This window comes from Pseudomonas sp. DR48, from assembly GCF_019823085.1.
Lineage (GTDB): Bacteria > Pseudomonadota > Gammaproteobacteria > Pseudomonadales > Pseudomonadaceae > Aquipseudomonas.
In genome coordinates this window covers 5,033,776-5,051,646 of the sequence record NZ_CP081946.1, presented here as the reverse complement: position 1 = coordinate 5,051,646, position 17,871 = coordinate 5,033,776, and the positions used below count along the sequence as shown (strand labels likewise).

The following is a 17,871-nucleotide window of genomic DNA, read 5'->3' as shown; positions in this document are numbered from 1 at the left end:
CATTTATTCAGGGTAGTTATAAATCACGACTGGCCGCTTCGAAGATCTGCGCAACCACAGCCGCCCCTTCACCGACGGCAGCAGCAACGCGCTTGGTCGAGTTCGCCCGCACATCGCCAATGGCGAATATACCTTTACGATTCGTCTCCAAGGGCAGTACGGGCCAATGCCTCTCAACACTTTGCGCAAGTGCCGAGCCGGTCAGGATAAAACCTGAATCGTCAGTCTCAAGACAGTCGCCCAACCACCGAGTGTTGGGATCCGCGCCAATAAACAGGAACAAATGGTACAACTCGATTCGGTGTGATTCGCCGCTCAGTCGGTTTCGCAACAGCACGCCTTCAAGCCCAGTTTGCTTTTCGCCATGTAACTCACTGACCTCGGTGTAGGTGTGTAAGGTAACATTGCCCAAAGCGGAGATTCGATCGATCAAATATTTCGACATTGACGCTTCTAGCCCTGGGCCGCGAACCACCAGATGCAGATGCCTGACCAGAGGAGCCAAGAATACTGCAGCCTGCCCGGCAGAGTTGCCAGCGCCCACCAGAGCCACGTCCCGGCCTTTGCAGATAAAGGCCTCTACCGGAGAGGCCCAGTATGAGACACCAACCCCTTCGAACTGCCCCGCCGTTTCAACAGGGAGTCTGCGATAGTGCACGCCCGTCGCGACAACAACATTTTTTGCCTGGATGGTAGCGCCCGTGGTCAACAACAGCTTGAACGGTTGATCAGGTTCGATACAGTCCAGCTGTTCGACTTCTAGAGGAATGCCCATTGTTGCGCCGAACTTCTGCGCTTGGACAAATGCCCGGCTTGCCAAAGCCTGACCGGAAATGCCCGTGGGAAAGCCCAGATAGTTCTCGATGCGCGCTGAAGCACCGGCCTGCCCACCATAAGCACGCTGATCCAGAACCACTACCTCCAACCCTTCAGACGCAGCGTAAACGGCTGTTGCCAGGCCCGCCGGCCCAGCGCCTACGACGGCTATGTCATAAACCATGAGCGGGTCTATCTCAGGAGTAATTCCTAAAAAAATCCCCGCCTGAGCGTCGGTAGGTTGCTTGAGCACCGCACCATTCGGACAGATCATTAGAGGTGACTTTTCCTTGTCCATCCCCCCTAGCCTATCGACAAGCACACGCGTCTCTTCATCCATTCCTTCAATATCGACAAAGGAATGAGGGTAACCATTGCGGGTTAAAAATCCTTGCAAACGCACCGTCTGCATATCACCACGTTGTCCCACGATCACCGAACCCACACGATCCGATTCCAGCATTCCCACGCGACGTAATATCAAAGCGCGAACAACGATTTCGCCAAGGTCCGCCGAACCGATGATTAAACTCCGAAGATGCGTTGCATCAAACGGCACCGCAACACAGCCTTCGGGACCCGCATTGCCTTGTGCCAGAGCAGCACGTCCACCCAGCAGACCAATTTCACCAGTGAAATGCCCTCGCCCACCGCTACCTATTGAAGCTTCGCGCCCCAAGCCATCGCGACGCAAAACACTGACCGATCCTTCCAGCACCAACCAGATCGCCGCGCCCTGCGCGCCGACGTCAAAAATCAGCTCACCGGCAACGAAGTGCTGGGGAGTGTTGATCGCGAACCTCAGGGCATCCTTGATTTGCAGCTCGGTCAGAATCGGAAATATCTGGTGTTGGCGGGAATCACTTGAACTCATGGCAGACACCTTGGATATATCACGTTCAGTGAGCGGGATGAGAGCGATCTATTGACCGCTCTTGAGGTCCGGGTTTACTCAGGCAGACAACTGCTCGAGCAGTTGCGCGGTGGTCAGGATCGCATGAGCATAGGTCGGGCCATTGACGTCGAAGGCGGCATGCATGCCCTCATGACTGAATGCGGCGGCGGCATCACGCACCAAGGTCACGTGATAGCCAAGTTCCATCGCGAATCGCCCCGTTGACTCTAAGCAACTGTTGGCGATGACGCCCACCAGAATTACACGTTTGATATCGTGCTGCTTAAGCTGCTGGTCGAGATCGGTGTTGGCGAAACCGCTCTGAGCCCAGTGCTCCTGGATGACCACATCGCCCTTTTTCGGGCCGAACTCTTCATTGAACTCGCCACCCCAACTGCCCACGGCGAACGCTTGGAGCGGTACGCCGCTCTTTTGAAACGGGGTCATATGCTGCCAACCATCGAAGTCACCAGCATGAGAACGGTGGTGAGGCAAAACAAAAATTTGCAACCCCAACTGGCGCACGGTGGGAATGATCTTGCGCAGGTTGTCGAACATGCCCGACTCATCGGCCGTGGGCTTGATCGCCTCGAAAAGCTTGCCACCTTCGGACATGAAATCGTTGTAAGGATCGACGACCAGCAATGCCGTACGAGCGGCTGGGTATTGAGTTGTCATGTGCATAATCTCTATCAAGTGGCTGTATCAACGCGGAATCAGACGACAAGGCGCCTAGCATTGCGCGACTCAGGTAAACCCGATCAGGCAGGTAGCAGCTCGATCACTTCGGATGTGGTCAGCACAGAGTGGGCGAACATGGGCGCGTTCACGTTGTGTGCGATGTGCAGCGCTTCAGCGCTGAATGCGGCGGTGGCATCACGGACCAGTGTCACGTGGTAACCCAACTCCATGCCGTAGCGGGCAGTGGACTCGATGCATGTGTTAGCGACCATGCCCACAAGAATAATTTTTTGAATACCGTGCTGCTTCAATTGCTCATCGAGATCGGTATTTGCAAAACCGCTTTGCGCCCAATGCTCCTTGATAATTACATCGCCTGTCTTCGGCCCGAACTCAGGGTGCCATTCACCACCCCAACTGCCTTCAGCAAATGCCTGACTGTTTTTAGCGGCTACCTGCATAGGGCTCAGATGTTGCCATTTCTCGTAGTCACCTTCGCGGTAACGGTGATGAGGAACAATGAATACTTGAACGCCCGCAGACCTGACCTTTGCGAGGATTGCGCGAAGGTTTACGAATAAATCGACCTGCTCCGCGGTATCTTTGATCATTTCATAAAGCTTTCCGCCTTCGCTCAAAAAGTCGTTATACGGATCAACGAGGAGCAGTGCCGTCCGCTCGGCGGGATAAGAGGTGTTGGTCATGGGAGCTCCAGAAAGAAAAACGTATGCCGCCCGGCGCTTTTTCAGGCGCACCGCAAGTGGCCAATACTGCCGGGAAGGTACTGGTTTTGTTGGTCCATGCAGCGTGATTGGGGCTACACGCTTCAAAATATAAAGCAAATAGAGGTAGCGTCAAGGCTTCAATAGATAAAGCCTGTAATGTATATTTATAGGGGTATTGAAAATAGCGCTGCTGCATTGAGAACGCCGTATTGAAACGGTGGCAAAAGCAGGCTGATTGAAGGAAATAAATGATGGGTTGGGATGAAGAAGTCGGCGCCACTGTGTGCCCGATCGCAAAATCACTGTCTGCCGTGGGAGACCGCTGGACCCTGTTGATCATGCGCGAGCTCAGCCTCGGAGTGCGCAGGTTCGATGATATCCAGGCGCAACTTGGCGCCTCCTCCTACCTGCTTTCTACTCGGCTCAAGCGCTTGGAAAAAGACGGCATTATCGAGCGCAAGCTCTATAACGAAAAACCCGAACGCTATGAGTACCACGCCACTGCGAAAGGACGTGCTCTGGAACCTATCATGTTGATGCTACGAGCATGGGGCATGAAATATTGCGATCACAACCCGGGGGACGAACCTGCCGTTCATCTCAGCTACAAACCCACCGGTGAAGTGGTAGATGAAAACTGGAAAATCCCTGAGCATGAGTGGCCGTTCACTTTTGACAAGTTGGAAGCTCGCATCAGCGACACCTTTGAAGCTGAACGCGAGCAAAAGCGTCGAGGTTTTCGCAGGTCGAAAAAAACAGTCGACTCTTAAACGCCTGCTATCCACCCGCTGGATAGCAGACTCAACATCTTTCGATTTCAAATGATGACTGCACCTCGGTGAGACTATTCATGTCGGACACAATCCTGTCCGACATAAAGCCCAGGAGCAGCAAATGAAGATTCTTTTTATCGTCAGCAGTTCGAAGCTTGGCTATTGGCTCGCCGAATTGACCCACCCTTTCTGGCATCTGGCAGAGCGCGGAAACGAGATCGATATCGCCAGCCCCTTGGGCGGCAGAGTAACGTTCGACGCCACGAGCGACCCTTACTCCAGCAACTCTTGGGAAAAAGACGACTTGGTCAGTAAAGGATTTCTGAGTGACCCGTCGCTACTTGAGCGCCTCGACAATTCCATCCCACTGATAGACGTCAACCCTGCTGACTACGACGCCATTCATATCGTCGGTGGCGGTGGCGCAGCGGTGGATCTGTACCCCAACAGTGAACTGGCGAAGATCCTTGAACACTTCTGGAGCGAGAACAAGGTCATTGGTGCGGTCTGCCATGGTGCCATTGCGCTGGCCAACAACCCCGAGCGCGTCGCAGGCAAAACCGCTACCGGTTTCTCACGCGCCGAAGATCGCCAGGTAGAAGAACTTTACGGTAACGACTTCATTCCCAACTTCCCACAGCCGGTCATGGAACAGGCGGGGATCAAGTTCGTCCACACCGCCCCATGGGGTCTGCAGGTGGTGGTAGATGGACAACTTATCACCGGTCAAAACCAGCAGTCGGCCTCGGAATATGCTATCGCGCTCAACCATTTGTTGAGCGGCAATAGCCCTGTATTCACAGTCTGAGATCAGGATTCGGGGCAACCTTGTTACCCCGAATACGACACCAGTGTCCGCGATGATCAGAATGGTACGAACCTTAATCCATGACCACGAGGCCCCATGCCCAGAGTTTCCCGCCAGCAATCAAAGCTCAATCGCATAAGCATCGTTGAAAACGCGGCACGCCTGTTCAGAGAGCGTGGTTTCAGAAACATTCCGCTCTCGGAAGTCATGTCCTCTTCAGGCCTTACTCTCGGAGGATTTTATGGACACTTCGAATCCCGGGAAGCATTGGCCAATGAAGCCTGCCGACACGCATTCGAACAGGCGATCGCATTCTGGAAACGCCTCATTGACGAAGCACCAGACAGGCGCACCGCGCGACGCGACATCATCGACGACTATCTGTCACCGAAGCGAGTCATGAAGAGTGACAGCACCTGCCCGGTTGTAGCATTCGCCAGTGAAGTTGCGCAGGAAGCGGACGACTCAATAATACATAAAACCTTCTCCGAAGGTTTGAACGGCCTAGTGGATACTTACATGGAAACCCTGGGCTGCCCGCCTCACGGCGCTACTCAAAAGGCACAGAAGCAACAGGCGCTACTTGAGTACTCAGTGATGACCGGCGCTTTGACCTTGGCACGCGCAGCACGCAATACCGAGCTATCTGAAGAAGTCGTGCTGAGCGCCCGCAACTTCTTGGGCGTTACCGCAATAACCGAAGATCCCGCTTAACCGACTCATGCCCCCAAAACACGGATCTCTCACCCAGATCCTGCACCTGTGCAGTGCCTCAACCAGTCACTGCACAGGCTGCATACGATTGAAGGATCAGGTGCTGACAACGACCCCCAAGAATTCGTCCACAGTAGTCACTTCGTGGCCGAAAGCAGGATAGGAAACCTCCAGCGCCACCTTGTGCAGATCCTCCGTAAATTCGGCTACGGCATCAGCGACATAAGTTACATGGAAACCCGACTCCAACGCCTGAGTGCCAGTGACCTGAATACAGGTATTTGAAGTCAGTCCGGCCAACACCACATTTTGAATGTTCGCCGCCAGTAATTGCTGATGAAGGTCAGTCCCCTCGAACGCATTGAAACTTCGATGACGGCTGATCACCACTTCACTATCACGCGGCTGCAGGGGCTCATAAAACTCCGAACCCCATTCCCCAATCCAAAAAATCTTGTTGGTCATTGCCAGTTGCCAGCGCGGCAACACATGCTTCACTCCATCGAAACTATGCTCATGGAAACCGTGCGGCACATAAAAGACTTTTACACCCGCCGCGCGCGCGCCCTTCAGCAAGCGAAGCAGGTTAGGCTTGAGATTGGTTTTTACAATCATTGGGCCTATCGCGCTTGCCAACTTACCCTCTTCATTAAGGAAGTCGTTTAGCACATCAACGAGCAACAGCGCAGTGCAGGATGTTGAATAGTGGTGTGTCATTAGCCATATCCTATTTGATTCATTGAAACCAATTTGCCGCTCACATAACTCTTTGTACCGGCTATGACCTATCAATAGAAATCCAAAGTTATACGTACTGCCATTCACGCAGTGGATGACGGAAACCATTTAGGGCGCGTGTTTTCTCACGGCAGGCCGTCAGCCATTTCCCGCGGCCCCACCCATATCGGTAGGCAAAAAATCACGATCGGTCTTTAGATAGGCTTCCAGCGCCCCCAAGTTCATGGGAGAAAGAGTCAACGCAGCCTGAGTAGCCCACCAAAAATTTCCGCAAAAACAAAAACCCATCAAAGTCAGGGAAATGTTGTGCAGCATAGAATTTCCTTAGTAGAAAGGTGGTCGCCTGACGCCAGCAGGAATATACTTCATTTTTTGAAGCGTATATCTGTGAATAGACCGAGGCCGCATCCAATGAAAAAACCGAGCGCAGTCGTTGTCGGGGTAGGCGCCTTTAACGGACTGGGGGCCACGCTTTGCAAACTCTTTGCGAGCAAAGGCTTTCACGTCTGGGTCGCCGGCCGTACGGAAGAGAAGCTAGAGGCGATAGCCGATCACGTCAGGCTAACAGGCGGGACAGCCAATGCGTTCGTCATGGATGCCACAAAGGAACAGCAAGTGCTGGCGTTGTTTACCAAGACCATGCAACACCACGAGGACCGTGAGCCGCCAAGCCTGGTGGTCTTCAATACCAGCAACTTCGCACGAACGCCGATCCGGGAAATCTCTGCTGAGCAATTCGAAGATCATTGGCGCGTCGGCTGTCTAGCAGGTTTTCTGGTCGGCCGCGAAGCCGCCAAATGTATGTCAGCCAATGGCGGGGGTACCCTATTATTCAGCGGAGCAAGCGCTAGTCTGCGCGGCAAGGCCAACTATGCGCACTTCGCTTCTGCTAAAGCCGGCTTACGAATGGTCGCGCAAAGCATGGCTCGCGAACTGGGCACACTGGGCGTGCATGTTGCACATGTTGTCCTCGATGGCGGCATTATGCGCGAGCATCAGGCGGCGGCTTCCAGGCTGAATGTTCGTAACAATCCAAAAGAAAATCTGATGGATTTCGATGCCATCGCCCAAACGTACTGGCAGATTCACGAGCAACCCCGCTCCGCTTGGACCCACGAAATAGACCTGCGCGCCAGTGGCGAAGCATTTTGATCGTGCTGTCCCCCTGGAATTTAGTAACTCCGAATTTTTCTAGACAACTCACCGCTTGTAAATCGCGCCGCGAGTCAACGGTCGCGGCCTACATTAAGTTCGGCCTGCTGCATCCGCACATGATCCAGTAACACGGTTTACCGACTGAAGAAGAGAAAAGGCGCGTCGTGATCTGCTATGAGAGCGTTGGTAGATGATATGTGTAATATTTTCTTTATGCTCTCGGCATGAATAGGGTTGGGATCTGACCCACGGCGATCGACTCAGTTACGTTGGCATCGCAACATCATGGAGATGGGAAATGGGATGGGAAGAGGAATCCGGCTCCACTGTATGCCCGGTCGCAAGATCGCTCGCCGTTGTAGGTGATAGATGGACCCTCCTGATCATGCGAGAACTGAGTATGGATGTCCGCAGATTTGATGACATCCAGGCACAACTTGGTGCCTCTTCTTACCTCCTTTCAACTCGCTTGAAGCGACTGGAAAAAGATGGCGTCATCGAGCGTCGTCTTTACAGCGCTAGGCCCGAACGCTACGAGTACTACGCCACGGTAAAAGGCACAGCGCTTGATCCCATTCTACTAATGCTGCGGTTTTGGGGCATGCAGTACTGCGCGGACAAGCAAGGCGAAGAACCGGCTGTCTACCTTAAGTACAAACGAACCGGTGAGGTAGTTGATGAACACTGGCAGATACCGGCGAGCGAATGGCCTTTCTCTCTCACCATTCTTGAGGTAACTCTAAGCCCCCGCTTCGAGGCGGAGCGCGAGAAAAAACGTCGGAACTTCAGAAAATGATGAGGAAGGAGGCGAATGCCGTCGGCTTAATGATCAACTCCTGCGTCAAACGACCTGATCAAGCGCGGCATCAACCACTTCGCCGGAATGGGCTTCGAACGAACCACGATCGAGGAATAGAAACACCACGCCAGCAGTCAGAACAGTGATTGCGGATAGCACCCAAAGCAACGTACTGAACGCCGAGCTGTAGCCATGGGCCAAAAGCGCCGAGTCTGTTGCTGGCAAATAACCGACGGCGCCGGCCATGTCGCCTGTTATCAGGTGCTGAGCTGCGCCGATGACGTCCGCCGTGGAACCAGGAGCGAATTCGCTAATGTGACTGGCGGTGAACGCTGAAAGAAGCGCCGTGACGACGGCCACAGCCAAGCCTTCACCTGCAACGCGAGTCGTACTGAAAATGCCGGTGGCCATGCCGGCACGCTCTTTCGGCACCACGCTGACTGCCAAGCCATCCATCAGCCCCCAAGGCAAGCTGATGCCGACACCAATGATCAACATTGGCATCGCCATATCGATTTGAGCGCTACCCACTGGAACATAACTCAACCAGAAAAGACCAGCCGCCGAGATTAGCAGGCCCACTCCGCAAAGGATGGTAGGGGAAAGCCAACGGGTGAGGTAACCCGCGACTATCGGCAGGATCAGTAGTGGTGCCGACAAGGCGATCATCAATTTCCCTGCCTCAATCTCGCTCATGCCCTCGATACCGACAAAGCGAATAGGCAGCAGCAACAACAGAACGACAAACGCATAGGCAGGAGCGGCAGCCAGCAACTGCACACCGACGAAACGTGGGTAATGGAACAACGTTAGGTCGAGCATAGGCTGTGCAACCCGATGCTCGATCATGACGAATGCCACGAATGACACCAGCGCAATAGCAAACAGGCCCACTACCAGCGGATCACTCCAACCGGTTTCCGGGACCTTGAGGATGGCAAAAGTGAAAACCCCCAGCGCCCAAGTAAACGTGATAGCGCCAAGCCAATCGATACCCGCAGCGTCAGGGTTACGTGACTCGTGCATAAAGCGCGCGGCCAGCGTGAATGCAACAGCCGCCAGCACGGTAATCAGTAAAAAAATTACATGCCAGCCGAAGGCTTCAATCATCAAGCCTGCGGCAATGGGGCCAAACGCTAAGCCAATTCCGAAGCTGCTACCGACGAAGCTGAATGCACGGATTCGAGCAGGCCCATCGAACACTTGAGCTAATGCCGACATGCCCCCCGAAAAAGCGGCTGCTGCACCGACACCTTGGACCGCACGCAAAATGTCGAAGGTCAGCATTCTTGGAGCGAACGTTAGCGCAGCGGAAGACAACGCAAATGCCGCGATACCGCCCATGAACACTTTCTTGCGACCAAAACTGTCTGCCAATGCACCAGCTGCCATCAGCAAACTACCAAAGGTCAGCATAAACGCATTGGTAACCCAATTGATCTCCATCGGCGACCCGCCAAATTCACGGCCGATGGCAGAAAGAGCAACTGCCGCTGCAGTGAAGTTGAAAGGCATGGTAATAGCCGCTATGCACACGGCCAGTAGGACCCATGTGCTACTGACTGAATTTAACGCTCTTGAAACTTGCATAGCCGGGTCCTCGAGAAAGATGTGCAGGCCGACCATTACAGTCGTACCAGTGGCGAACGGTAACTTCCGGTATCGCCAAGGCTTGCAAGGATGTTAGATAACCGCCAATCAACTGAAAAACGGTAATTATTCCGCTCATAACGGAATAAAACGCTCGAATAGGAGGTAAAAATGGATCGACTGAGCGGGCTTATGTCGTTTGTGAAAACGGCGGAATTAGGTAGCTTTGTTGCAGCTGGTCGATCACTCGGCCTATCAGCTTCTGCGGTAGGTAAAGGCGTGACTCGCCTTGAGGAACAATTGTGTGTTCGCTTGTTCCAGCGCACCACCCGAAGCTTGAGCCTTACTGACGAAGGACGCATGTTTCAGGAACGCTGCAGGCGCATTTTGGATGATCTGGATGACGCCCAAGCGGCGCTTGCGCATTCGACAGAAACCCCACGCGGACGCCTGCGTATAAGTCTTCCGATCGCGAGTTATCACCTGTTCCGATCGGCATTTCTGGCTTTCATGTCGCTCTACCCCGATATCGAACTGGATGTGGATTTCAGCGATCTGAGGGTCGACCTGGTTGATGAGGGCATGGACGTGGCGATACGCAGTGGAGACTTACCGGACTCTAGGCTTATGCGGAGTACGCTACCTCCCGTGCAACTCATCCTGTGTGCCTCGCCCGCCTATCTTGAAAAGTATGGTGTACCACAAGTCCCTCGCGACTTGGATAACCACTTGGGCGTGCGTTTTCGGTTTTTCAAAAGTGGCAAGCTTCAGGATTGGCCATTGAAGCGTAAAGTCGGAGACCCAGAGCTGCGGACCAAAACCGCATTGATCTGTAACAACATGGAAATGGTTCGCAGCGCCCTGCTCAATGGCGCTGGCGTCGGAACCATTCCTGACTTCCTCGCGCAGGAGCCGCTGGCTGATGGGTCACTCCGAGCCATCCTTAAGGACCACCTGATTGCGCCAGATCCACTCAGCATGGTCTGGCCTTCCAGCCGTCAATTATCGCAAAAGATACGGGTATTCGTAGATTTCATCAGCCACCGCATGGAACAGGAAATGGCGATCGTCAACGCATCCATCGCTGAGAGTTTTCGCGCGTAGATCCTCGCGTTCTGTTGAAGGGCCATTTCAGATCGAGTCAACAGGCGCTGACAAAACCCTCAAGGCCCTCTCCTCACTAAGCAAGCAGACGCTCAACTGTTCTTATGGCCCAACGCTTCATTAAATGAAGCAGCGTTGACGCGACGGAGTTTTTGCTTCATATTTTGAAGCGATCTGAGCTATCGCAAGGTCGAAGATGAAAAGCGCTTATCCAGCCCCAAACTTTCAGGGGCTCTAATCATGACCGCTTCCCTATACGCTCAACAATGCTTGTATTAATACAAGGCCATGAAATCGCCTTTCTAAGTAGGAACTCACTATGCCTTTAGCCAGAATTGATGTTGCCGCTGATACATCCGAAGAGATTCTCGCTTCGATCAGTGAGGTGATTTACGATGCTATGGTCAGTACAGCCAACGTACCCGAGCATGACAAATTCCAGATTATCAACCGCCATTCTCAAGATGAATTAATCTATCCATCTGCCGGGTATTTGGGCATCTCGTACACGACGAAGATTGTTTTCATTCAAGTAACTTGGAATGCGGGGAGAACCATTGAGGTCAAGAAAGCTTTTTACAAAGCTATCGCAGAAGGCATCAATGCAAGAACAGGTCTGCGCAGAGAAGATATTTGGATCAGCTTAATTGATGTGAAGCGTGAAGACTGGTCGTTTGGGAACGGTGAGATGCAGTACGCCCCAGTAGAATGATTTAGGGTTGGCCTAACATCGTTTGGCAAAACCGTGAGAATGTTGTTTCTATATGCACAGTCGCAATCCTCCGCCAACTTCAGCGTAGGCTCCTCCATGTACACAGGCGTATAGGCCGCCATCGATCCCCCTAGAACTTCTCCATCCTGATAAGAAGCAGGCGAGCGATGAAATAGCATCAGTAGCTGAAGTCATGCCCCAACTCCTTCTGCATCCACTCTAAAAATCTTCTGACCCGAGGAAAGTTTGAGTGCGCTCTCGGGAACACCAAGTGATGTGCCGTGATGGGCGCACTCAACTGCGGCGCTACTTCGACCAGCGCTCCCCGCGCCAGATAATCCTGCGCGAGCAGCGTGCTTTCCAAGGCAAATCCAAGCCCGTGGCTGGCTGCTTCCAGCGTCATGTAGGAGCGGTCAAAGCTCAGGGTGTAAGGTTTTTCGGGACGTGACAGGCCATGTTGCGCAAAAAGCTGCGGCCACTTTATCAGCGTCGCCTCCGACAGAATCAAATTGCAGTCCAGCAAATCCGCAACGGCGCGAATGGGGCGTTTTTCCAAGAGTTTTGGTGACGCCATGACCGCGATTTTTTCATTGCGCACCGTGCGCACTTCGAAACTTGGCCAGTTGGGCATGCCATGGCGGATGTCCACATCGATCTTGTCGCGACTGAAATGCAGCGATTCGTAGGAGCACGACAGATTGAGCTGGATGTCGGGATGACTCTCGCGAAACTGTTCAAGGCGAGGCATCAACCACAACAGGCCGAAACTGGGCGATGAGTGCAGCCGCAAGCAATCGAGGCTGACATCGCTGGTGGCGCGCTCGGTCGCTACCGCGAGGCTGTGCAGGATGCCCGAAACCTCAGTGAGGTATTGCTCACCCACCGGCGTCAATGTCACGCCCCTGGCCGTTCTGAGAAACAGTTGGCGTCCAATCATTGCCTCCAGTTTGGCCAACTGGTGACTGACCGCTGAGGGTGTCAGATCGAGCAATTCAGCGGCACGGGCGACGTTGCCGAAGCGTGCTGTCTGCTCAAAGGCCTGAATGGCTTTCAGTGGTGGAAGGATCGGAGGTGCATCGCCAGGTGAACTCATGATTATTGTTATTCCGCTGCAAATGGCTTGGGCCGGGCTTGCCGCTATTCAAACACCGGAAGAGACCTCTGGCGAGTGCTGAATTTTTTTCAGCATCCAGTGAAGTTCGCGTTATTGCTCAGGGTCAGTCTGGAGCACAAGCTGAGTCATCGGTTCTTCATGGACCCGACCCAATAAAAACAATCAGAGGTACTCTTCCATGCTTCTTCAAGGCAAAGTCGCGATCATCACCGGTGCAGCTTCCGCTCGTGGCATCGGCCGCGCTACAGCGACCACTTTCGCGCAACAGGGCGCACGTGTGGTGATTCTCGATCTGGACGAATCCGCCGCACGCGATGCCGCGGCCTCCCTGGGCGAAGGCCATCTCGGTCTGGCCGCCAACGTCGCTGACGAATCCCAGGTGCAGCAGGCTGTCGCGAAAATAATCGAGCACTTCGGCCGCATCGACATTCTCGTCAACAACGCCGGTATCACCCAACCCCTCAAGACGCTCGATATCCGCCCTAGTGATTACGACAAGGTGCTGGACGTCAGCCTGCGCGGTACCTTGCTCATGTCCCAGGCGGTGATACCGATCATGCGCCAGCAGGTCGGCGGCAGCATCGTGTGCATGTCGTCGGTTTCCGCTCAACGCGGCGGCGGCATTTTCGGTGGCCCGCATTACAGCGCCGCCAAGGCCGGCGTGCTGGGGCTGGCCAAAGCCATGGCGCGGGAGCTCGGGCCAGACAAGGTACGCGTCAACTCCATCGCTCCCGGCCTGATTCACACCGACATCACCGGCGGCCTGATGCAGGACGAACGCCGTCACGCAATCATCGACGGCATCCCGCTCGGTCGTCTGGGCGAGGCGCAGGATGTGGCCAACGCGGCGCTGTTCCTGGCCAGCGACCTATCCTCATACCTGACCGGCATCACCTTGGATGTGAACGGCGGCATGCTGATTCACTGACAACACCTGGCGGGCCTCGCGGCCCGTGCGGTTCTGGATCGATGACACAGCCAGGTCTCATGGCCTGGCGGTCAATAAAAACAAGAGATCAGACCATCATGACTACCCTGTCGCTCGAAGCGGTTTCGACCGTGCGCTCCTCCGCCTACCGTAAAACCGCGTGGCGCCTGATGCCGTTCCTGATGCTGTGCTACCTGTGCGCCTATCTAGATCGCGTCAACGTCGGCTTTGCCAAGCTGCAAATGATGAACGATCTGTCGCTTAGCGAAACGGTCTACGGGCTGGGCGCAGGCATGTTCTTCATCGGCTACTTCCTCTGCGAAGTCCCCAGCAACATCATCCTGCACAAGGTCGGGGCGCGGGTCTGGATCGCGCGCATCATGATCACCTGGGGTATCGTCTCTGCCCTGTTCGCCTTCGTCGAGACCGCGTGGCAATTCTATGCACTGCGCTTTCTGCTCGGGATCGCCGAAGCGGGCCTGGCGCCGGGTCTGCTGTTGTATCTGACCTACTGGTTCCCGTCCTACCGCCGTGCGCGCATGACTGTGTTGTGGTTCATCGCGATACCGCTGTCAGGCATGGTCGGCGGCCCGCTCTCAGGCTGGATCATGAACCACTTCGCCGGCATGCACGGATGGGCCGGCTGGCAATGGATGTTCGCCCTGGAGGCGGTGCCTACGGTCATTGTCGGACTTCTGGTACTGAGCTATCTCAAGGATGGCGTGCATCAAGCCACGTGGCTCGATGACGACGAAAAGGCCCTCATCAGCCGCGAACTGGCCGAGGACGAACAGAAGAAAGTCACCCACGGTTCCGTGCGGGATTTCATCGGCGATCGCCGTCTCTGGTTGCTGGCCGCCATCTACTTCTGTGTGGTGATGGGGCAGTACGCAATCACCTTCTGGTTACCCACTCTGGTGCGCAACGCAGGGGTTTCCGACCCGTTGCACATCGGCCTCCTGACCAGCCTGCCCTACCTCTGCGCGATTGCCGCCATGCTGTATGCCGGACGCAGTGGCGACAAACACCGCGAACGCCGCTGGCACCTGATCGTCCCGATGATTGCCGGAGCCATTGGCCTGAGCCTGGCGGCCCTGATGGGGGGAAATGTGGTGCTTTCCATTCTGAGTCTTTGCCTGGCCGCTTCCGGGATTCTGTCCGCCACCTCGATGTTCTGGATGCTGCCCACCACGCTGCTCGGTGGTGTATCCGCTGCCGCTGGCATCGCGGCGGTCAACAGTTTCGCCAACCTTGCCGGCTTCTGCTCGCCCTACCTGATTGGCTGGGTAACAACACTGACCGGTTCCAGCGCCATCGGCATGTATCTGATCACTGGCGTGCTTCTCGTCGGTGCCACCCTGGTGCTGCGCATTCCCGCCGCCTTGGTCAATCGTTGATTCACAGGAGAACTCACCATGACTGCCATTCCTTCATTCGTGACACCCAAGACCCTGACGGAGCGCGCGCACAACATTCGTCGCCATGCGTTGCGCATGGGGCAAGTTCAGGGCCAAGGCTACGTCGGCCAGGCCCTCGGCGCTGCCGACCTGCTGGCGGTGTCCTATTTCCATGCCTTGAGCTATCGGCCCGAAGACCCTGAATGGGAAGCCCGCGATCGCTTCTACCTGTCGATCGGTCACTACGCCATTGCCCTGTACGCAGCGTTGATCGAAGCCGAAATCATCCCGCTCGATGAGCTGGAAACCTACGGCGCGGACGACAGCCGCCTGCCGATGTCTGGCATGGCCGCCTACACCCCGGGGATGGAAATCACCGGTGGTTCGCTGGGGCAAGGCCTAGGCATCGCGGTCGGTGCCTGCCTGGGTCTCAAGCGCAAAGGCTCGCCCTCCTTCGTTTACAACCTGCTGTCGGACGGCGAACTGAATGAAGGTTCGACCTGGGAAGCCGTGATGTCGGCGTCGCACTGGAAGCTCGACAACCTGATCGCAATCGTCGACGTCAACAACCAGCAAGCCGATGGCTATTCAAGTGAAATCCTGTCGTTCGAACCCATCGTCGATCGCTGGCAGGCGTTTGGCTGGTTCACCCAGCGCGTCGACGGCAATAACCTGGAGGCGCTGGTCACCGCGTTCGATGCCGCCCGCCAGCACACTGGTACCCAGCCACGGGTGATCATCTGTGACACCAAAATGGGCAAAGGCGTGCCCTTCCTCGAAACCCGGGAAAAGACCCACTTCATCCGCGTGGAAGAACACGAATGGGATCTGGCACTGAACAATCTTGAAGAAGGAAAAAACCAATGAGCAACGCCGCCAACACGCCGACTTCGACTGCCGAACCGGTCAAAAAGCGCCTGACTACGTCGGCGATGATCGCCTCGATTGCCTCGGAAGGCCAAGCCACGAAATCTGCACCTTTCGGCCATGCGCTCGCGGCGCTGGCAGAACAGCGTTCAGACATCGTCGGGCTGTCCGCCGACCTGTCCAAGTACACCGACCTGCACATATTCGCCAAGGCGAATCCCGACCGTTTCTATCAAATGGGCATGGCCGAGCAATTGCTGATGAGCGCAGCCGCAGGCATGGCCCGTGAAGGCTTCGTGCCTTTCGCCACCACCTACGCGGTATTCGCTTCGCGCCGCGCCTACGATTTCATCTGTATGGCCATTGCCGAGGAAAACCTCAACGTCAAGATCGTCTGCGGCCTGCCCGGCCTCACCACCGGCTACGGCCCAAGCCATCAGGCCACTGACGATCTGGCGATCTTCCGCGCCATGCCCAACCTGATGATCGTCGACCCTTGCGATGCCCTCGAAATCGAACAGGCCGTACCCGCCATTGCCGCGCATCAGGGGCCGGTGTACATGCGTTTGCTGCGCGGCAATGTACCGCTGGTGCTGGACGAGTACGGCTACAAATTCGAAATCGGCAAGGCCAAGACCCTGCGAACCGGTAACGATGTGCTGATCATCTCCACCGGCCTGATGACCATGCGCGCACTGGAAGCAGCCAAGGAATTGCAAGCCGACGGCGTCGATGTCGCCGTGCTCCACGCCCCCACCATCAAACCACTGGACGAACAGACGATTCTTGCCGAGGCCAGGAAGTCAGGTCGCCTGGTGGTCACCGCAGAAAACAGTTCGATCATTGGTGGTCTGGGCGAGGCCGTTGCCGGGGTGCTGCTGCGCAACGGGGTGACGCCAACCTTCAGACAGATCGCCTTGCCCGACGCGTTCCTCGATGCCGGCGCCCTGCCGACGCTGCATGATCGCTATGGCATTTCAACTCAAGCGGTCTGTGCTCAAATCAAAGCCTGGCTTTAACGGCGATGACAAGGCACCTGGCAACGGGTGCCATTGAGTTCGATGCGAAGGGAGGGGAACGTTGAAGCCACATGACCTGCTTGATCCCGAATTCCACAGCTTTCTAAACCTTGGCACAGATCAATGGTCGATCGATACGCTGCCGACCATCCGGGAGCGCGTCCACTCAACCTATGGAACTCAGCAAGGCTGTGGCTGTGAAGAGCGATGGATTACGGTGGATGGAGTGCGTCTTCGCCTGTGTCTTTACCGACCTGAAGCAACCTCGAAAACAGCCCTCCTTCCGGTGATCCTTTACATCCATGGTGGAGGCTTTGTACTGGGCCGGCCAGAAATGGCTGACAACTACCTGGCAACTCTTGCCGAAGAATTGAAAACACTTATCGTCGCGGTTGATTATCGACTGGCGCCTGAACACCCGTTCCCGCTACCCCTTGAAGACTGCTATACGGCGCTTGGCTGGCTGTTCGGTGATGACCATGAGTTGGGCATAGATACCCGAAAAGTCGTGATCATGGGCCACAGCGCTGGCGGAGGGCTCGCGGCTGCGCTGGGCATTCTGGCCCGCGACAAAGGGAGTATCCCATCGCCGCCCAGGTGCTTGTCTATCCGATGCTGGATCACCGCACGGGCACCTCGGACTCGCCTCACCAGAACGAAAGCACCGGGACTTTCAGCTGGTTGCCTGCGCCTAACCGGTTCTGTTGGGATGGCCTTCGCGGGGACTACAACCTTGACGATGATCGTATCGGCCTTTTTTCACCGTCCATGCAGCAAGACCTTCAAGGCCTGCCTCCCAGCTTCATATCGGTTGGTTCTCTGGATCTGTTTCTGGAAGAAGACGTCGAATTTGCATTGAGACTGTCGCGCGCAGGCGTTCCTGTAGAGCTTCACGTGTATCCCGGTGCCCCGCACATGTTCGATCAGAATCCAGGACGCATCACTGCGCAATCCAATTTGGATGTCGTTCGTGCGCTGAAAGAATTTTTACAGGAACGTTGAGCGAACCTAGGCAGCGGGCAGATTACGAATGCCA

18 protein-coding genes and 1 pseudogene are annotated in these 17,871 nt (G+C 55.3%); 12 read left to right on the top strand and 7 right to left on the bottom strand.

The genetic code is table 11. The features are described 5' to 3' along the window. Window positions 1-16 precede the first annotated feature (16 nt). The 3 genes from K5K95_RS22990 to K5K95_RS22980 form a co-directional block, all read right to left on the bottom strand. Window positions 17-1,690, bottom strand: coding sequence for an FAD-dependent oxidoreductase (locus K5K95_RS22990; RefSeq protein WP_222586259.1), 1,674 nt, complete (start codon window positions 1,688-1,690; stop codon window positions 17-19). A gap of 78 nt (window positions 1,691-1,768) precedes the next feature. Continuing rightward, on the bottom strand, window positions 1,769-2,389 hold the full coding sequence (locus K5K95_RS22985) for a cysteine hydrolase (protein ID WP_409999706.1): 621 nt from the start codon (window positions 2,387-2,389) through the stop codon (window positions 1,769-1,771). 83 nt (window positions 2,390-2,472) lie between these two features. Continuing rightward, the gene (locus K5K95_RS22980; protein ID WP_222586257.1) at window positions 2,473-3,096 is read right to left on the bottom strand and encodes an isochorismatase family cysteine hydrolase; all 624 of its coding nucleotides are present in this window, start codon (window positions 3,094-3,096) and stop codon (window positions 2,473-2,475) included. A 269-nt stretch (window positions 3,097-3,365) separates the two neighbouring features. On the opposite strand from K5K95_RS22980, the gene K5K95_RS22975 reads away from it, so the two are divergent. The 3 genes from K5K95_RS22975 (at window position 3,366) to K5K95_RS22965 (ending at window position 5,412) form a co-directional block, all read left to right on the top strand. Continuing rightward, complete coding sequence (locus K5K95_RS22975; protein WP_222586256.1) at window positions 3,366-3,887, top strand: winged helix-turn-helix transcriptional regulator; 522 nt, start codon at window positions 3,366-3,368, stop codon at window positions 3,885-3,887. 124 nt (window positions 3,888-4,011) lie between these two features. Further along, window positions 4,012-4,698 (top strand): type 1 glutamine amidotransferase domain-containing protein, encoded by a 687-nt coding sequence (locus K5K95_RS22970; protein ID WP_222586255.1) that lies wholly within the window; start codon window positions 4,012-4,014, stop codon window positions 4,696-4,698. A 96-nt stretch (window positions 4,699-4,794) separates the two neighbouring features. After that, window positions 4,795-5,412 (top strand): TetR/AcrR family transcriptional regulator, encoded by a 618-nt coding sequence (locus K5K95_RS22965; protein ID WP_222586254.1) that lies wholly within the window; start codon window positions 4,795-4,797, stop codon window positions 5,410-5,412. 96 nt (window positions 5,413-5,508) lie between these two features. On the opposite strand, the gene K5K95_RS22960 is transcribed toward K5K95_RS22965, so the two are convergent. Both K5K95_RS22960 and K5K95_RS22955 read right to left on the bottom strand, forming a co-directional pair. Next, window positions 5,509-6,129, bottom strand: a complete 621-nt coding sequence (locus K5K95_RS22960) for a cysteine hydrolase family protein (protein ID WP_222586253.1) — start codon at window positions 6,127-6,129, stop codon at window positions 5,509-5,511. Window positions 6,130-6,288: 159 nt separating this feature from the next. Next, complete coding sequence (locus K5K95_RS22955; protein WP_222586252.1) at window positions 6,289-6,465, bottom strand: hypothetical protein; 177 nt, start codon at window positions 6,463-6,465, stop codon at window positions 6,289-6,291. A 96-nt stretch (window positions 6,466-6,561) separates the two neighbouring features. Here K5K95_RS22955 and K5K95_RS22950 point away from each other — a divergent pair, with 96 nt between their 5' ends. Together K5K95_RS22950 and K5K95_RS22945 are read left to right on the top strand one after the other, a co-directional pair. Next, window positions 6,562-7,302, top strand: coding sequence for an SDR family NAD(P)-dependent oxidoreductase (locus K5K95_RS22950; RefSeq protein ID WP_222586251.1), 741 nt, complete (start codon window positions 6,562-6,564; stop codon window positions 7,300-7,302). Window positions 7,303-7,603: 301 nt separating this feature from the next. Beyond that, window positions 7,604-8,101 (top strand): winged helix-turn-helix transcriptional regulator, encoded by a 498-nt coding sequence (locus K5K95_RS22945; RefSeq protein ID WP_222586250.1) that lies wholly within the window; start codon window positions 7,604-7,606, stop codon window positions 8,099-8,101. 45 nt (window positions 8,102-8,146) lie between these two features. Here K5K95_RS22945 and K5K95_RS22940 read toward each other — a convergent pair whose 3' ends face one another. Next, complete coding sequence (locus K5K95_RS22940) at window positions 8,147-9,619, bottom strand: MFS transporter (protein WP_261398039.1); 1,473 nt, start codon at window positions 9,617-9,619, stop codon at window positions 8,147-8,149. Between the two features lie 246 nt (window positions 9,620-9,865). On the opposite strand from K5K95_RS22940, the gene K5K95_RS22935 reads away from it, so the two are divergent. Both K5K95_RS22935 and K5K95_RS22930 read left to right on the top strand, forming a co-directional pair. Continuing rightward, complete coding sequence (locus K5K95_RS22935; RefSeq protein WP_222586248.1) at window positions 9,866-10,798, top strand: LysR family transcriptional regulator; 933 nt, start codon at window positions 9,866-9,868, stop codon at window positions 10,796-10,798. A gap of 319 nt (window positions 10,799-11,117) precedes the next feature. Beyond that, window positions 11,118-11,510, top strand: coding sequence for a tautomerase family protein (locus tag K5K95_RS22930; protein WP_222586247.1), 393 nt, complete (start codon window positions 11,118-11,120; stop codon window positions 11,508-11,510). A gap of 178 nt (window positions 11,511-11,688) precedes the next feature. On the opposite strand, the gene K5K95_RS22925 is transcribed toward K5K95_RS22930, so the two are convergent. Further along, complete coding sequence (locus K5K95_RS22925; protein WP_222586246.1) at window positions 11,689-12,603, bottom strand: LysR substrate-binding domain-containing protein; 915 nt, start codon at window positions 12,601-12,603, stop codon at window positions 11,689-11,691. Window positions 12,604-12,802: 199 nt separating this feature from the next. On the opposite strand from K5K95_RS22925, the gene K5K95_RS22920 reads away from it, so the two are divergent. The 5 genes and pseudogenes from K5K95_RS22920 to K5K95_RS33665 all read left to right on the top strand — a co-directional run bounded on the left by K5K95_RS22920 (window position 12,803) and on the right by K5K95_RS33665 (window position 17,837). Further along, a complete protein-coding gene (locus tag K5K95_RS22920) occupies window positions 12,803-13,552 on the top strand; it encodes an SDR family NAD(P)-dependent oxidoreductase (RefSeq protein WP_222586245.1) in 750 nt (249 codons plus the stop codon). Between the two features lie 98 nt (window positions 13,553-13,650). Continuing rightward, on the top strand, window positions 13,651-14,949 hold the full coding sequence (locus K5K95_RS22915) for an MFS transporter (protein ID WP_222586244.1): 1,299 nt from the start codon (window positions 13,651-13,653) through the stop codon (window positions 14,947-14,949). Window positions 14,950-14,967: 18 nt separating this feature from the next. After that, the gene (locus tag K5K95_RS22910) at window positions 14,968-15,816 is read left to right on the top strand and encodes a transketolase (RefSeq protein ID WP_222586243.1); all 849 of its coding nucleotides are present in this window, start codon (window positions 14,968-14,970) and stop codon (window positions 15,814-15,816) included. Beyond that, window positions 15,813-16,835: a transketolase family protein gene (locus K5K95_RS22905; protein ID WP_222586242.1), complete on the top strand. Its 1,023-nt coding sequence runs from the start codon at window positions 15,813-15,815 to the stop codon at window positions 16,833-16,835. The genes K5K95_RS22910 and K5K95_RS22905 overlap by 4 nt, the downstream gene beginning before the upstream one ends. A gap of 217 nt (window positions 16,836-17,052) precedes the next feature. Then, window positions 17,053-17,837, top strand: a pseudogene (locus tag K5K95_RS33665) (alpha/beta hydrolase). The last annotated feature ends 34 nt before the right edge of the window (window positions 17,838-17,871 follow it).

Excerpts from the sequence above, each read along its gene's own strand:
- K5K95_RS22990 (WP_222586259.1), bottom strand. The coding sequence starts at position 1,690 with ATGAGTTCAAGTGATTCCCGCCAACACCAGATATTTCCGATTCTGACC.
- K5K95_RS22985 (WP_409999706.1), bottom strand. The coding sequence starts at position 2,389 with ATGACAACTCAATACCCAGCCGCTCGTACGGCATTGCTGGTCGTCGAT.
- K5K95_RS22980 (WP_222586257.1), bottom strand. The coding sequence starts at position 3,096 with ATGACCAACACCTCTTATCCCGCCGAGCGGACGGCACTGCTCCTCGTT.
- K5K95_RS22975 (WP_222586256.1), top strand. The coding sequence starts at position 3,366 with ATGATGGGTTGGGATGAAGAAGTCGGCGCCACTGTGTGCCCGATCGCA.
- K5K95_RS22970 (WP_222586255.1), top strand. The coding sequence starts at position 4,012 with ATGAAGATTCTTTTTATCGTCAGCAGTTCGAAGCTTGGCTATTGGCTC.
- K5K95_RS22965 (WP_222586254.1), top strand. The coding sequence starts at position 4,795 with ATGCCCAGAGTTTCCCGCCAGCAATCAAAGCTCAATCGCATAAGCATC.
- K5K95_RS22960 (WP_222586253.1), bottom strand. The coding sequence starts at position 6,129 with ATGACACACCACTATTCAACATCCTGCACTGCGCTGTTGCTCGTTGAT.
- K5K95_RS22955 (WP_222586252.1), bottom strand. The coding sequence starts at position 6,465 with ATGCTGCACAACATTTCCCTGACTTTGATGGGTTTTTGTTTTTGCGGA.
- K5K95_RS22950 (WP_222586251.1), top strand. The coding sequence starts at position 6,562 with ATGAAAAAACCGAGCGCAGTCGTTGTCGGGGTAGGCGCCTTTAACGGA.
- K5K95_RS22945 (WP_222586250.1), top strand. The coding sequence starts at position 7,604 with ATGGGATGGGAAGAGGAATCCGGCTCCACTGTATGCCCGGTCGCAAGA.
- K5K95_RS22940 (WP_261398039.1), bottom strand. The coding sequence starts at position 9,619 with ATGCCTTTCAACTTCACTGCAGCGGCAGTTGCTCTTTCTGCCATCGGC.
- K5K95_RS22935 (WP_222586248.1), top strand. The coding sequence starts at position 9,866 with ATGGATCGACTGAGCGGGCTTATGTCGTTTGTGAAAACGGCGGAATTA.
- K5K95_RS22930 (WP_222586247.1), top strand. The coding sequence starts at position 11,118 with ATGCCTTTAGCCAGAATTGATGTTGCCGCTGATACATCCGAAGAGATT.
- K5K95_RS22925 (WP_222586246.1), bottom strand. The coding sequence starts at position 12,603 with ATGAGTTCACCTGGCGATGCACCTCCGATCCTTCCACCACTGAAAGCC.
- K5K95_RS22920 (WP_222586245.1), top strand. The coding sequence starts at position 12,803 with ATGCTTCTTCAAGGCAAAGTCGCGATCATCACCGGTGCAGCTTCCGCT.
- K5K95_RS22915 (WP_222586244.1), top strand. The coding sequence starts at position 13,651 with ATGACTACCCTGTCGCTCGAAGCGGTTTCGACCGTGCGCTCCTCCGCC.
- K5K95_RS22910 (WP_222586243.1), top strand. The coding sequence starts at position 14,968 with ATGACTGCCATTCCTTCATTCGTGACACCCAAGACCCTGACGGAGCGC.
- K5K95_RS22905 (WP_222586242.1), top strand. The coding sequence starts at position 15,813 with ATGAGCAACGCCGCCAACACGCCGACTTCGACTGCCGAACCGGTCAAA.